The 16180-nt window shown below is 41.3% G+C and carries 10 protein-coding genes; 5 read left to right on the top strand and 5 right to left on the bottom strand.

Translation table 11 applies throughout. The annotated features are described in order from the left end of the window. Nucleotides 1-8: 8 nt before the first annotated feature. The 4 genes from DW096_RS13665 to DW096_RS13650 all read right to left on the bottom strand — a co-directional run bounded on the left by DW096_RS13665 (nt 9) and on the right by DW096_RS13650 (nt 6524). Nucleotides 9-686: a GDSL-type esterase/lipase family protein gene (locus tag DW096_RS13665; protein ID WP_005834897.1), complete on the bottom strand. Its 678-nt coding sequence runs from the start codon at nt 684-686 to the stop codon at nt 9-11. A gap of 68 nt (nt 687-754) precedes the next feature. Continuing rightward, nucleotides 755-1540, bottom strand: a complete 786-nt coding sequence (locus DW096_RS13660; RefSeq protein WP_005834898.1) for an SGNH/GDSL hydrolase family protein — start codon at nt 1538-1540, stop codon at nt 755-757. A gap of 12 nt (nt 1541-1552) precedes the next feature. Further along, nucleotides 1553-3223: a RagB/SusD family nutrient uptake outer membrane protein gene (locus DW096_RS13655; protein WP_016274244.1), complete on the bottom strand. Its 1671-nt coding sequence runs from the start codon at nt 3221-3223 to the stop codon at nt 1553-1555. 16 nt (nt 3224-3239) lie between these two features. Then, nucleotides 3240-6524, bottom strand: a complete 3285-nt coding sequence (locus DW096_RS13650) for a TonB-dependent receptor (RefSeq protein WP_227212851.1) — start codon at nt 6522-6524, stop codon at nt 3240-3242. A gap of 362 nt (nt 6525-6886) precedes the next feature. Between DW096_RS13650 and DW096_RS13645 the strand changes: the two genes are divergently transcribed. The 5 genes from DW096_RS13645 to DW096_RS13625 all read left to right on the top strand — a co-directional run bounded on the left by DW096_RS13645 (nt 6887) and on the right by DW096_RS13625 (nt 15754). After that, the gene (locus DW096_RS13645; protein WP_227212853.1) at nt 6887-10825 is read left to right on the top strand and encodes a two-component regulator propeller domain-containing protein; all 3939 of its coding nucleotides are present in this window, start codon (nt 6887-6889) and stop codon (nt 10823-10825) included. A 283-nt stretch (nt 10826-11108) separates the two neighbouring features. Beyond that, nucleotides 11109-11693 carry a TetR/AcrR family transcriptional regulator gene (locus DW096_RS13640; RefSeq protein WP_044469214.1) on the top strand — a complete coding sequence of 195 codons (585 nt, stop codon included), beginning with the start codon at nt 11109-11111 and terminating at the stop codon, nt 11691-11693. Nucleotides 11694-11723: 30 nt separating this feature from the next. Next, nucleotides 11724-12470 carry a 3-oxoacyl-[acyl-carrier-protein] reductase gene (gene fabG, locus DW096_RS13635; RefSeq protein WP_005828602.1) on the top strand — a complete coding sequence of 249 codons (747 nt, stop codon included), beginning with the start codon at nt 11724-11726 and terminating at the stop codon, nt 12468-12470. A 64-nt stretch (nt 12471-12534) separates the two neighbouring features. Further along, nucleotides 12535-13206, top strand: a complete 672-nt coding sequence (locus DW096_RS13630) for an RluA family pseudouridine synthase (protein WP_005828600.1) — start codon at nt 12535-12537, stop codon at nt 13204-13206. A 10-nt stretch (nt 13207-13216) separates the two neighbouring features. After that, nucleotides 13217-15754 (top strand): prolyl oligopeptidase family serine peptidase, encoded by a 2538-nt coding sequence (locus DW096_RS13625; protein ID WP_118931142.1) that lies wholly within the window; start codon nt 13217-13219, stop codon nt 15752-15754. Nucleotides 15755-15842: 88 nt separating this feature from the next. Here the strand turns inward: DW096_RS13625 and DW096_RS13620 are convergent, their stop codons facing one another. Next, nucleotides 15843-16025, bottom strand: coding sequence for a hypothetical protein (locus DW096_RS13620; protein ID WP_005828596.1), 183 nt, complete (start codon nt 16023-16025; stop codon nt 15843-15845). Nucleotides 16026-16180 lie beyond the last annotated feature (155 nt).

The following is a 16180-nucleotide window of genomic DNA, read 5'->3' as shown; positions in this document are numbered from 1 at the left end:
AATCAGGGTTATTTGTTATTAATGAGATAAGGTTCTATTATTTTGGCAAATTCTTTATAAGCAAGTACGCTGGGATGAAGCCTGTCACTAATATAGAACTTTTCAGGTAAAGCTCCATTCTTGTCATATAGACATGATGTTATATCAACGTAGGTAACTTGGTGGCTGTCTTTGAAGTAGTCTTGTATCAGTTTGTTCACCTCTCTTTCCTTTGGAATCCAGTCGGGCATAGAAGGGGATGGATGAAAAGAAAGGAGAATAACCGGAACGCCAGGAAGATGAATATCCAATAAACGGCAGAAGCACTTAATGTCTTCGAAAACACGTTCGATGGATACGCCATTATAAAGATCATTCGCACCGCATAACAACACTATCTGTGCCGGTTTGTAGGCTACTACCAGGCGTTGATAGTGGTATAAATAGTCGCTGATCCATGAACCGCCATATGCACGATTTAAAACCCTATGATTGGGGAAATAACTGCCGGTATTTTTCCACATGCCCAATGAGGAACTGCCGATAAAAAGAATGCTTCCTGGTTTAGGAAAATCTTTCTCATCCATGCTGTAATAATTGTCCAGCTGTTCTTTATAGGCGTTTGCTCTGAAATACAAAGAATCTTGAGCGTTTGCTATGCTATACACAAACAGCAGAAAATAAATGATTGATATATTCTTTTTCATTCTCTTTAGCTTTTTGTAAATATTGGTAGCTCATCTAAGAATCTTCCAATGTTATTATTCTGTTCTTTTTAAAAGAAGTTGTTACGAATCTCTTTAGCAATGTAACGTCCTATCAATCGTTGCCCTTCTATATCCGGATGTACTCCATCCTTTAGATAGCGCCCACGGGTGTTGGAATTTTCGAAAAACTGACTAATACCGCTTTCGCCGTAGCAATCAATAACCTGAACGGATAAAGCTTGACTGACTTGGCGCAACACTTCATTTCGTTTCCGATGCATTTCATTTTTTGCCTTGTCCCCGGTCTGTATAGGCAACCATACGAATACACGGCATTCCGGGAAGTTCTCAAGTATAGTTTGAATTGCCCATCTTGCCCCTCCTGCCATGGTCGTCACATTAACATCGTCCAGCGTTCTTGCTGATAATGCTTCTGCAACTCCATCAAGTTTTGTATCATTTGAGCCCATTGCAAAAACGAAAACATCGGGTGCGGGATAAACACCGTCCTTTACTTCTGAGATAAATTTCTGAATATGTACTTTGGATACATTATTATGTCTCATTTGCAATTCTTTCTTATCTTTTGTAGGCTTCCATCCATCTGAAATTCCGGCAAAGTTGTCACTGTTGTAATCTTGTGTATCAGGATGGCATGCAAAGGTAGACGAACCAACTGCAACATTATGGTGTGATGCAAATCCCAATAAATCGACTACGGTCTTTGACCATTGGTTGCCAGAGGTAGTGCTGCTGCCATCACAACCAAAGTTCAATTTGCTAAAATTTGTTGTTTGTGCTTGGACTATCAGGCATAGTCCCCATCCTAACATTAGAAATATAATTCTTTTCATGTTTTGTTTCTCTTAATAACCGTAATTATTAGCTCCTATTAATTTGTTCTCAGCAATTTCTGCAGTCGGAATTGCATATAGTAAGTTCTTTTTTGAGCGAATGGTAGAGCGGTTGGCTGAGCCGCAGACAATGAATTGTGTGTCGTTCATAACGTCTAAATATAGTCCCCACCGTAAAAGGTCAAATTTCCTATTGAATTCTTGGCAAAATTCCAAAGCACGTTCTTTCAGGACTAGACTTCTTGCCTCTATCTTATCGGTCACCTTATTTGTATATAAGGTTGTAGCTTTTGCCCGTTTTCTTATGACATCAATATCTTTCATTGCAGCTGTTATATCCCCCAATTCTACTTCTGCTTCAGCTCTGAGCAGGAATGCTTCTGCATAGCGAATTAAAATTACATCTTGTTCTGATTGTGACGCTTCTTTCTGTTTAAAGAAGGTTGGATTAGAGATATCACCTTTATACCATTTAGTCAGACATGGCACTCCGTATTTATATTCCGCGTTAAAATCAGGAACAAAAGCTTTTAGATTGTCCGGTAGACTCTCTGCATTATATTCGTCCGAGAGAGAGGGAAAAGAAACCCATTTTGTGGAGGTGTAGCTTGTTAGGAAGTAATGCCATACACCGTGCACAATACGGTCATCCTCTTTGTCAAATTGGGTATATAGATTAGGGGCCATATATATCCATGCGCCACTGCCACCGTAAGGAGCCGGAGTGTAATAGCTATGTAAACCTGATGTTTGAAAGTCTACGTCACTTACACTGGTTGCTCCCCATACAAATTCTTTGTTTTTCCTATTGTTACCACCCCAAAGGTTTAGATACCCTTCTACTAAATCAAAATCAACACCTCTTCGTGCAATGACCATGTCGCAAAGCTCTTTTGCACGTTGATAACACTGCTGGGCATCTATGTTTTCAGCTCCTTCAACTGCATTGCAGGTATATTTTTTATCCACTCCCTTGATATCTACAATTATTTCTGTATTTCCTTTGCAGGTTAATGCGCTGGAACCCATAGTGCAATATACGCGTGCCAGTAATAGTGCTGCAGCAGTTTTATCTGCATGCCCCCAAGCGCCGACATTGCCTTCTGATGTATAATACATGTATTCTAAGCAAGTTTCCAGGTCATTGACAATTGTGTTGTAGACTGCTTCTACGGAAGCTCTGGGACAATCTGTCTCTGCTTCCGAAGATAATCTCAATGGGACGGCACCATACATTCTTACCAGATGGAAATAAGCGAATGCCCGTAGAAAAAGCGTTTCACCATACAACTGCCTGACAGCGGATTCTGTCTGATAAGAATCTGTAGATTCCAGAGCTTCTTTAGCTTTGTTTGCCCGACTGATCATTCTATAAAAGACACTCCACAAATCATTGTTTGTATTATAGGCATAGTGTCCGGTGATATCGCCGCTACCTGCAGAACTGAGTACCCAAGCTGGAGCCCCACAATGATCGTTGTCGTAGTCCATCCAGGCCATATACGTCTGTTCCATACACCAGTTATCCCAAAAAGTCGCATAGATACCGGTTACTAGTTGTTCTGCTCCTTCTTCAGTCTGACCTAATTTCTCTGATGTGATAGAATAAGGGGTTTCTTCCAATGAACAGCTTGTTGCAAATGCTGCCATCGAGCATATCATTATCAATAGTATTTTCTTCATGATTCGTTTTTATTAATTAAAAAATAACATTAAGTCCCAAAGTAAAGCTTCTCTGCTGGGGATAGGCTCCAGAATCAATACCCCTTAAAGAAGGCGTGGAGCCAAAAGAATTAACCTCAGGGTCATATCCGCGGTATTTGGTGAAGGTCAACAAGTTATTGGCAACCACGTTGAACCGTACGCTATTTATGAACTGAAATGGTTTTCTAATTGTATATCCTATGGATAGAGTGCGTAATTTTAAATAAGAGCCGTCTTCTAGATATAATCTGGAAAAACGAATGTCACGTCCTGAATAATTGAATATCTTAGGGGCAATTCCGCTATTGGGATTTATGCTCCATGATTGTTCATATACGTAGTATGGAACGTTCTGGGTCTGTCCCAGGTTATAAAAACGTAATGAGTTCATATTGAATACGTCATTTCCTTCCACACCCTGAAAAAGAATGCTGAAATCGAAATTCTTCCAGGTCAGGTCCATATTGAATCCATAAAAATACTTGGGATTTGCATCTCCAATCCATGTTTGATCCTGGTCTGTGATAAAACCGTCTTCATCAAGATCTTTATATTTAAGTTCACCGATCCAGTCTCTACGAATTATTTCTTCTGTAGCCGCATCAGAACCGTTCACTGTGTAATCTGGATATTGGGTTTGGAATTGCTTACTATTAATGACTTCCTCGCGTGAGTTCCAGATACCGTCTGTGACAAAACCATAAAATGAACCGATAGAATGACCATCAGCAATAGCATACGGGCGCAAGCTGTTATAGATAGAGTTGGGGAACATCGGGTCTTTGCCAAAATCGCAAATCTCATTCTTGTTAAATGATATGTTGCCACCGAATGACAATGAAAAGTCTTTGTTTTGAATTGCTCTTACATTTAAGCTGGCTTCAAGTCCGCGATTGATAACAGAACCGCTATTGGAAAGTATCTGTAAGATGCCGGTGCTTGGGGGAACTTGCTTGTATTGCAACAGATCCGTGGTCTTTTTATAATAATAATCTACTTCCAATGATATCCGCTTTAATATATCCAATTCAATGCCTGCATCATGCTGCCAAGTAGTTTCCCATGTTAAATCCTTATTTCCTGGATTATATACATTCGTTGCATATCCATTTTCAACCGATGTGCCGAATGGATAATTGGCTGCAGCCATAATGGCAAAAGTTTGGTAAGAGCTGATGGCCTGGTTGCCGGAAGCTCCGTAGCTATAGCGAAGTTTTATATTATCAAAGATATGAGATACTCCTTTCATGAATTTCTCTTCTGACAGCCGATATGAGAAGCCGACAGAGGGGAAAAAGGCTGCGCGCTTGCCTTTGGCAAATTTACTGGAGACGTCATCACGTGCGGTAAAAGTCAGATAATATTTGCCTGCATAATTATAGGCAAGCCGTCCGATCAGTGAAAATAAACGTGAGTCCCCCTTGCCAGAGGTGGCTGATAACATCTCACTTGCATCTTGAAGCAGCCAACCATTGGTAGCATCCGTACCGAAGCCTTGTACTGTAACTACTTTGTTATAGTTGCTGGACGCTTCCCAGGAGGTTCCTGCGGTTGCGCTTACATTATGTTTACCCCAAGTTTGGTTGAACATTAACAAATTGTCGAACACCAATGATGACCGCCAATTATCTCCACCGTATGATTTTCCGTTCACATATTTACCTTCGGCCATAGTTCTCGGCCAGTATTTATTGGCATCATTATGAGTATAGTTATATCCAAGAACAGTTCTGAAAATCAAGCCTTTTGTTAGCGTTATATTTAAATAGTTGGAAGTCCTAAAAGATATGTTTCGATTCTCGTTCAACGCATCAGCGTATCGAGTAGGCACTGCTACCATGCTATATTCATTATCCAAATCGTCTTGGGTTTGTGTTGCTGGATAAGTCAATGCTGAGCGGATAATGCCTTCCGTTCCGTTATTTTGGTTGTTTGTAGCAGTCTTGACAATACTTGAATTTGCAAATGAACCCGATATGGATGTACCTACTTTCAGCCAATCTTTCACTTGTCTATTCAAGTTTAGCTTTATGGTATAGCGTGTATAGTCCGAACCTTCAACGATACCTTCTTGGTTCAGATATCCTCCACTTATAGCATAATCGTATCCTTTGGTCTGTCCTGCAATATTTAAGTTGAGGTCATGTGTCACTCCTGTACGGAAAATCTGATCTTGCCAATAGTACGGATCGTTACTGAAGTCGTCAGGTCCTTGCAAATAAGTGCCTTCTGCATTCTCAACTCCGGGGAAAGGCAGGTCGGTTTGTTCCCAAGGGAAATTGGAAACTTCTTGGGTGTTGATGTAAGATTGATTCCTGTATGTTGCATAATCACGTGCTCCAAGTACCTTTATCTTTTTCACAGGATTGCTAATTGTTGTTTTATATGAAAATGAAATTTGGTCTTTAACATCTAGTCCGGTACCGCTTTTGGTGGTAATCAGGACTACGCCGTTGGCACCGCGAGAACCGTAAATGGCTGTTGACGAGGCATCCTTCAAGATTTCAATAGATGCGATGTCGCTAGGATTAAGCGAGGACAAGGCATTATTGTAAGTGGGCGAGCTCGAGTCAAAATTGATTGTGTCATCATTGCTGTCTGCGATGGGTACTCCGTCGATTACATACAAAGGTTCAGTAGAACCTTGAAATGAATTTGTACCTCGAATCTGGATGCTGATTCCTCCACCGGGAGCTCCATCGTTTGAAACCACGTTCACACCGGTCAGGCGCCCTTGTAGCCCCTTTTCTAGACTTACTGGGGAACTTTTTAGTAAATCTCCACTTTTTACTTGTGCCACAGCCCCGGTAAGATCGCTTTTTTTTACATAGCCATAACCAACGACAACTACTTCATCCAGCGTTTTGCTATCTTCATGCAAAACAATTTTCATATTTACAGTTGCCTTTACTGTTTGTTGCAAGAATCCGATGTAAGATATCGTCAGTGGAGTTCCTATTGGACAATTCAGTATAAACTGACCGTTGATATCGGTAATTGTACCATTACTGGTGCCTTTCTGTAATATATTGGCTCCAATTATGGGTTCTCCATTCTGGTCAACCACTACTCCTGCTATTTTTTGTTTTTGTTGTACTGTTTCTACAGTATGGGAGGAAGTTGCCCACGACAAAGAAGGGCTTCCGCAGAATAAAAGAGTTATAAAAACTCCTGCCATGAATACATTCTTCATATTTCTCAGATAATTTATTAGATTTATAAAGTTATTAAAAGTAAAACGTTGTTGTTTTAAAGAGAGTAAAATCTCTTTTTGCTCCATATCCTATCCATTCTCCATAACTAAAATCAATTTAAAGGTTGACACTCCATTTTATTTTTCGTAGCTCAAAACACTGGCGGGTATTGTTACCAACCTTTATACCCGCCACATGTTTGAATCTAAGAAAAACAGCACGAATTACAAATCCGCCGTTCTGTGGACAAAAGTAAGGAAACAATAACCTGAAGTACTCCTAATTTGTTTCTCAGTCTGTCCGGTTCGTATTTTTACCCAAACGGGAAGCGTTTTTACCCAAATGGGAAGTAGTTGTACTGTATGTATTTAAAGCAATTTCCTATCTTTGCATACAAACATATTCATCTTATTACCATATGAAGCATTTACTGACAGTCATATTTTGTATGATAGTCTATATCACACAGATTAATGCCCGGCTAACTTTTCAAACATTTGATGTAAAGTCTGGAATTTCAGATAACTATGTTATAGCTATGTTACGTGACCAATACGGGTTTATGTGGTTTGCGACACTTAATGGCTTAAATCGTTATGATGGCTATCAATGCAAGCAATATTGGGTTACTGATTCTGATACTTATAGTAATTGTTTTAATAATATATCGGAGGACGCATCAGGTACTATTTGGGTACGTACTCCCGATCAATATTTCTACTACAATAGAGAGTTGGATAAATTGGAAAGTAACATAGAAAAGCGGTTGAGACCACTGGGAATAAATGATAAAATAGAAATGATACATGTTGACTATGAGCAGAATTTATGGTGCATGACTGGGAATAAGCTATATTATTATGATTTTCAGGATAAAAAACTTCAGGAATTATCTTTTCCAGATAAAGAACTATCGCATATAGTTTCCAGACAATCGTATTCTTGCTTGTTATTTTCTAATGGAGAAATCGCACAAGTGGACTGGGAAACAAAAACTGTTCGGAAAATTGTTCAATTAGAACTTCCTCGCTCTGGAGAACATCGTATATATATGGATACCCGGCTTAGATTATGGATTTATACAATATATACCTCCAATCTACAGTGTTATGATATTCAAAATAGAAAGATGTTTGAGTTTCCTGGCAAAGAGACTATACAATCGGATATTGTAAAAGCTATCATAGATGATGGGAATGGTAATATCTGGATAGGTACCAATAGTAAAGGCATATACATCTTGAATGAACAGGCCGATAATCTCATGCACATTCATAGAGATTCAGGAACTCCTTTTTCCTTGTCGAGCAATCACATTAATAGTTTCTATAAAGATAATCAGGATATTCTGTGGGTTGGAACGACGAAGCAGGGGGTTGCGTTTACTGATTTGAATAATACCGCCTTTGAAATATGTAAAACTCCTGAGCAGGAAGATATCAGTTGTTTTCAAGAAGATAGGAATGGGAAACTGTGGCTTGGATTTGATGGAAAGGGATTGGCTTGCTATGACAGCAAACAAATAAACTATAAGTTGTTTAATACTCATAATAGTAATATTCCCTCTAATCTTATTATAGGTTCATATCTTGATTCCAAAGGCAAGATGTGGTTCGGTAGTTATGGGGGTGGCATATTTTATGAACAGAATGGAATCTTTTTCCCTTTTAAACAGACTTTGGAACCAATAGAGTATGTCCGGCATATTGCTGATGACAAATATGGGAATTTATGGGTTGGAACGTTTATGCACGGTCTGTATTGTATAGATAACGGAGGGAAAATAACGTCTTATACAAAAGAGAATTCATGTTTATACACCAATACTATTACAGACTTGGTCTATTCAAGTGACCATGCGATGTTATATATTGGTACTAGTACGGGATTATATGAGTTGAATACTCAAACACAGCAACTTGCTCCAGTGAAAGGGAATGATAATGAAGTGTCATTGATAAAAATGCATATTAGTTGCTTATACCGTGATCAACGGGGATTGTTGTGGATTGGAACCAGACATGGAATTCGAATTTATGATGAAAAAAGTAGAACGCTTACTCGTCTTTCTACAAATGATGGTGTATCTCATCCTTATATACGTGGTATTGTAGAAGACCATAATAAAAATATGTGGATAGCTACAGATTGTGGCATTACTCACATTATTGTGGTTGATGACCCTACTGCCCAAGAGCTGCAATATCGGTGTTATTCCTATTTTAATGAAGATGGTATTGGGGATATTACATTTAACAACTACTCAATTTATTGTAACCGGAAAGGCGAAGTTTTAATGGGAGGTACGGGAAAATATTTAAAGATAGACCCTAATCAGGCTTTGTATCATCCCAACCAACATAAAGTTATTTTTACCGGATTATATTTAGCCAATCAGCGTGTAGACGTAGAGAAAAAAATGCATGACGGGCGAATCTTGTTACAAAAGAATATTCAGTTGCTTGATGAAATTACAATGGATTATTCTGATAGTAATTTTGCATTGGAAATTTCTGCAATGGATTATGGAACACAGCATAAGCTTCAATTTGCATATCGGATGGATGCTAAAGAGGAATGGGTCAGCTTTGAAGGAAATAGAATCCATTTCAACAAACTGTCTCCAGGGATATACAATCTGCAAGTGAAAGTTAATGAACTGCACGGTAGTAGGAATCCAATATCTTATATGACAATTCTGGTACGTCCACCCTTTTGGCTGTCTCCGGTAGCCTATGTTATTTATATGGTACTGTTCTTGTCAGGAGGTGTAGTTTTGCTTAGGCGCCTACGTTCTAGGCATCAACGGATTCTGGTACAACAAAAATGGGAACTTGAAGTAGCCCAGCAGCATGAAATGGATGAAGCAAAGATACGTTTCTTTACAAATATAAGCCATGATTTAAGGACTCCATTGTCACTTATCATAACTCCCTTGGAGAAGTTGATACATTCGGAAAAAGCCGGTCCAATCAAGGACGATTTGGACTTGATGTATCGAAATGCTTCTACTCTGCTTGATGAGGTAAATCAGTTGTTGGATTTTCGTAAACTTGATCAGCAAAAGGTACAATTATCCTTGTCTTACGGAGACATAACTGAGTTTATTGCCGAAACATGCAAGTCTTTCAAGGCGTTATCGCAAAAGCATAATATTGAGTTGAAAGTTTGTATCAACACTTCAAAAATAGAAATGGATTTTGACCGTAACAAAGTGCAGCGAATCATATCCAACCTTCTGTCAAATGCCATCAAGTACAATCATGATAATGGTAGTGTGATAGTTGCTATTGACAAGATATTGGCCGGTGATGGGGAACAGATACATATTCAAATAAGTGACACCGGTATCGGTATCAAAAATGAGAATAAGGATAAGATTTTCGACCGTTTCTTTCAGGAACAGCACATTTCTACTACTTATATTGGGAGTGGTATCGGTCTGCATATTGTGAAAGAATATGTTACTCTCCACGGTGGTGAGATAAAAGTAGAGGATAATCATCCCCAAGGGACTATTTTTACAGTTATCCTACCGATTGCCAAGACATTAAAACTGAATTGTACAGAAGATACATCAGCATTTGATGTGGAAGAACAGTTTCATGCTGATATGTCTTCAGTGGACAGAGAAAAGAACTCTTTACTGATAGTAGAGGACAATGATGACTTTCGTAGTTTTCTTGTCGGTTGTTTGCAAGAATATTATCAGGTATATGAAGCGTCTGATGGAAAGAAAGCTCTCACAGTACTTGCGCAACAATCAATCCATGTGGTAATCAGTGATATAATGATGCCAGTAATGGACGGAATGGAATTATGCCGCAAAATAAAGACTGATATCCGCTATTCTCATATTCCAATTATTTTACTTACGGCCCGTACGGCTGAAGAACATATTCTTAGTGGTTTGAAGGAGGGAGCTGATGAATACATTACAAAGCCGTTTAACTTGGAAATACTTTTATTACGTATAAGAAAGTTGTTGATGTGGACTTTGAAGAACCATGATAAATTTAAAACGAGGGACATCTCTCCATCGGAAATAACCATTAGTTCTTTAGATGAACAACTGATAGAGAAAGCCATTCGTATAGTCGAGGAGAATATGGATAATTCAGAATTCTCAGTAGAGGAACTTAGTGCTCAAATAGGAATGAGTCGTAGTGGGTTATATAAAAAGTTAATGCAAATTACAGGAAAATCTCCTTTGGAATTCATGCGGATACTGCGCTTGAAAAGAGGTAGAAAACTTTTGGAAGGAAGTCAAATGAATATTTCACAAATATCTTATCAAGTAGGGCTTTCGCCCAAACAATTTGCCAAGTTTTTTAAAGAGGAGTTTGGATATTTGCCATCCGAATATAAGAAAAAAGAAGAAAAATGAACTTCTCAATAGCTTGGAGTATATTCATTAAGATATTCTTTGTCATTGGTAGCTTCTTATAAGTGAGTAAGAACTACTTGTGGCACTGATTTTTACTCTTGTAGGTCAAGGGAAGAATTTGTAGGAAAATGCTGTTAGATGAAAAAGAATTGTTATCTTTGTCGTGCTCAACTTAAAATAAATAAGTATGAATTGAAACGTTATAATTTGTAAGTGTTTGATATTCAGAACGAAAATAAATAAGCTTTTTTGCTCAAATAATAAAGCAATGTGCAATTAATCTATGACCGTATCGAAGACAAAAGCTAAATTAGTGGACGTTGCCCGTCAGCTGTTTGCAAAGATGGGTGTTGAAAATACCACGATGAATGATATTGCCCTCGCTTCAAAGAAAGGTAGGAGAACGCTCTATACCTATTTTAAGAGCAAGGAAGATATCTACTTGGCTGTTGTCGAGTCGGAGCTGGATATTCTTTCGGATATGATGAAGCACGTGGTAGAGAAAGATATTCAGCCGGACGAGAAACTGATGGAAATGATTTACACTCATCTGGATGCGGTAAAAGAGGTTGTCTTTCGGAATGGTACTCTTCGTGCCAATTTCTTTCGGGATATTTGGAGAGTGGAGAAAGTGCGCAAACGTTTCGATGCTACAGAGACCCAGCTTTTCAAGGAGGTTCTGCGTGAAGGTATGGAGAAGGGTGTTTTCCAGATAGATGACTTGGATATGACTGCCGAGATTGTGCATTACAGTGTCAAAGGTATTGAAACACCTTATATTCGCGGTCATATAGGGGCCAATCTGGACGACGCGGTACGCGATGCCTACGTGACCCGTCTGGTACTTGGTGCATTGGGAAAGAAGTAAGATACATTTTATAAATAATTTTTAAATAATATGGGATTATTAGATGGAAAAACAGCCATTGTGACAGGTGCTGCACGCGGCATCGGCAAGGCTATCGCTTTGAAGTTCGCTCAAGAAGGAGCAAACATCGCATTCACTGACTTGGTGATTGATGAAAATGCCGAGGCTACGGCAAAAGAATTGGAAGCTTTGGGAGTAAAGGCAAAAGCTTATGCCTCCAATGCAGCAAACTTTGAAGACACTGCCAATGTAGTGGCAGAAATCCATAAGGACTTTGGACGTATTGATATTCTGGTAAACAATGCCGGTATCACACGTGACGGTCTGATGATGCGTATGAGCGAACAGCAATGGGATATGGTTATCAATGTCAACCTGAAATCGGCATTTAACTTTATCCATGCCTGCACACCCATCATGATGCGCCAGAAGGCGGGTAGCATTATCAATATGGCATCTGTGGTAGGTGTTCACGGCAATGCCGGCCAGGCCAACTATTCTGCTTCCAAAGCAGGTATGATTGCTTTGGCCAAGTCTATCGCTCAGGAGCTGGGCTCTCGCGGCATCCGTGCCAATGCCATTGCTCCGGGGTTCATCATGACAGCCATGACCGACGCCTTGTCTGAAGAGGTGAAGGCTGAATGGTGCAAGAAGATTCCTTTGCGCCGTGGCGGCACACCCGAAGACGTGGCAAATATCGCTACTTTCCTGGCTTCTGATATGTCTTCTTATGTATCCGGTCAGGTTATTCAGGTAGATGGTGGGATGAATATGTAATTTAATGATTAATGAGAAGTTGGGTGTTAGTCATTAATCACTAATCATTAAACATTAACAACCGATGACTGTCGTATACGAAGACAATCATATCATTATAGTCAACAAGACCGCTTCCGAGATAGTTCAGGGAGACAAAACGGGTGATACACCGCTTTCGGAAACTGTAAAGCAGTACCTGAAAGAGAAGTACAGCAAGCCTGGAAATGTCTTTATCGGTGTCGCCCACCGGCTGGACCGCCCCGTGAGCGGTCTTGTTGTTTTTGCCAAGACCAGTAAGGCACTGTCGCGTCTGAACGAGATGTTCAAGAATAGCGAGGTGAAGAAGACTTACTGGGCAGTAGTGAAGAACTTACCCCGCGAGGAAGAGGGGGAATTGGTGAACTATCTGGTGCGAAATGAGAAACAGAACAAGAGTTATGCATACGACAAGGAGGTGCCGGGCAGCAAGAAAGCGATTTTGCATTACCGGCTCATCGGGCGGTCGCAGAACTATTATCTGTTGGAAATAGATTTGAAAACCGGACGCCATCACCAGATACGTTGTCAGTTGGCAAAGATGGGCTGTCCCATCAAGGGAGATTTGAAGTATGGTTCGCCCCGCTCCAATCCTGACGGCAGCATCTGTCTGCATGCGCGGTATATCCGTTTTGTGCATCCGGTGTCCAAAGAACTGATAGAAGTGGAGGCGCCCGTTCCTCCCGGAAATTTATGGAATGGTTTTGAAACGATTTAATCTTACAGTAATGAAGAAAATCACAGTTTTGTCGGGTTTGCTGCTCCTTGCGGGATTGGCTGCCCAAGCTCAGGAAAGAGTTGCTGAGTATAACGTGCGTCCGGCCGTTACGGTGCGCACTCCCCTCCAGGGCGATAGTATCAACTTCAAGGGAGACAAGTTTACTACCGGCAATCTTCTGAAGACGAAGGTCAGTCTCGACTTCGACGGAGGTCGGTATGAACGTATGGTTGCTGATACGGCTGGATATGTAACTGTGGCAAAGGCGGACAAGGACAATCTGTTCTATCTGTTTGCTACCAATCTGCGTGCGGAGCGTTTCATGAAGGGCAAGCTGAATGTATATTCTCCTGCCCGTTTTGAGGTGTTTGTAAACGGTGAATCCAAGCAAGTCAAGGAGACAGCGGAGGACAGCTTGTCGCAGGTCCGTCCTACGGCTGTCAGTCTGCGTATGGACCCCGAAGCGGATTATGAAATAGTCATCAAGTTGCTTTCAAGTGCGGACGACAAGATGCAGCCGATGCTGAAGTGCGAATTTGAAAAGGAAAAGGATTTTGCCGATGTAGCCTGCCGGATGGCACCGGACATGAAGAGACGTTTCTCTTTGTTCAACACCAATTTCGGCTCCCGAGCGAGCAGGGTTTCTCTTTCGCCCAACGGCAAGTATCTGCTGACCCGCTATTCGGACAATTACGACGTGAAGCGTTCCAGGACCCGTTGTGAGCTGACCGAGGTAAAGACCGGCCGGGTGATATTGCCCAATGCCAATGAAAAGATGAACTGGATGCCCAACAGCAACAAGCTCTATTATACGGTTATGGGCGAGGAGCAGAATGACCTGGTTGTGTTCGATCCCGCCACGATGCGTGAGGAAGTGCTGCTGAAGAATGTTCCCGAAGGATATTTCAGCTGGTCTCCTACAGAAGACTATCTTATCTATATGCTCACGGACGAGGGCGAAAAGGTGAGTGGCCCGTTGAAACGTCTCTTGCATCCGGACGACCGTATCCCCAATTCTCGTGACCGCTATTATCTCATGAAATACGATGTGGCGACGGGACTTTCCGAGCGCCTGACCTACGGTAGTCACAACGTCTATCTGAATGATATTTCCCCGGATGGCAAGAAACTGTTGTGCAGCACTTCCAAGCCGGACATCACTCGATGCCCTTTCTCCCTCTCTTCTCTTTTCGAGATTGATTTGACCACCTTGCAGGCAGATACGCTGGTCGCCTGGGATGCTTATCTGGGAAGTGCTTCTTACTCTCCGGATGGGAAGCAGCTTCTGGTGACGGGCAGTCCGTCTGCTTTCGGAGGCATTGGCAAGAATTGCGGTGAACATCCCATAGCCAATGACTTTGATACCCAAGCATTCATTATGGATTTGGCTACAAAGAAAGTGCAGGCTATCACGCGCGATTTCAATCCTACAGTGTCTCCCGTGCAGTGGAACCGTGTGGACGGATGTATCTATTTCGATACGACTGATGGGGATTGCAGGCATATATACCGTTATGTTCCGAAGACGGGCGGCTTTGAAATGCTTCCGCTTGAAGAAGATGTGATTACTTCCTTCACGCTGGCCAATGACAATCCGGTTGTGGCTGCCTATGTGGGTGGAGGAAACACCAGTACGGGCGTAGCCTATACGTACGACACGAAGAAAAAAGTTTCTACCCTGCTTGCCAACCCCATGAAGCCCGTCCTCGACAAGATTGAGCTGGGACAGATGGAAGAGTGGAACTTTACAGCTTCGGACGGTACGGAGATAAAGGGAATGATTTGCCTTCCGCCGTCTTTCGACCCGAGCAAGAAGTATCCGCTTATCGTGTACTATTATGGAGGAACGACTCCTACGACTCGCGGTATAACTTCCCCGTACTGTGCACAGTTGTTTGCGTCACGTGACTATGTGGTTTATGTTATCCAGCCCAGTGGTGCCATCGGGTACGGCCAGGAGTTCTCTGCACGCCATGTCAATGCATGGGGTGAGCGTACGGCCGATGAGATCATTGAAGGTACGAAGAAATTCTGTGCAGCCCATCCGTTTGTCAACGATAAACGTATCGGATGCCTGGGTGCCTCTTATGGAGGATTCATGACGATGTATCTGCAGACTAAGACGGATATGTTTGCTGCCGCTGCCTCGCATGCTGGCATCAGCAATGTAACGAGCTATTGGGGCGAGGGTTATTGGGGATATTCCTATAACTCTGTTGCGGCAGCCGATAGCTATCCTTGGAATAATCCCGATTTGTTTACGAAGCATGGAGCATTGTTCAATGCGGACAAGATTAATACCCCTCTGTTGTTGCTGCATGGCACGGTAGATACAAACGTGCCTATCGGTGAAAGTATCCAATTGTATAATGCGCTGAAGATATTGGGTAAGCCGGTGGAATTTATTACCGTAGATGGTGAAAACCATTTTGTACTTGATTATGCAAAACGTGAATTGTGGCACAATTCAATCATGGCTTGGTTTGCCCGTTGGCTGCAGGATAGTCCGGCATGGTGGAATGACCTTTATCCAGAAAGACATTGGTGATGTTTTAATTAACAATTGATAATTAAAAAAAGCCGTTTCCCAGAATAGACAAGGAGGAAACGGCTTTTTTGTTGTAGTGTGCTTACTGTTATTGGGCCACTTTTGCTGTGTCTTGGACGTTCTCGGCTTTCTGCAAAGTATCCGTTACCACAGTGTCGTTAGACAAGGTTGTTGTCTTACTCGGCTGTTCTACCGGAGCCTTAGCTTGAGCCAAGAACGTTCCGCCACAAACAAACATAAACAGGGCTGCTACTAATACTAATTTTTTCATAATTCATTTGCTTTTAGGTTGGTATATCTTATTGTTAAGTCTAAGTGCTTGCTTGTTGTAGCGCTTGTTGCTTACGTCTAATATAGGTCAAATGGTGTGCCAGAAAGAGTGTGTGTTGGATAATGTTCTGATAGTTAGTGATATATGTTTCTATG

Source organism: Bacteroides sp. AM07-18 (assembly GCF_003602695.1).
In the GTDB taxonomy this organism is placed as follows: Bacteria; Bacteroidota; Bacteroidia; order Bacteroidales; family Bacteroidaceae; genus Bacteroides; species Bacteroides uniformis.
The sequence above is the reverse complement of the archived record's forward strand: the minus strand, read 5'-3'. Positions and strand labels throughout refer to the sequence as shown.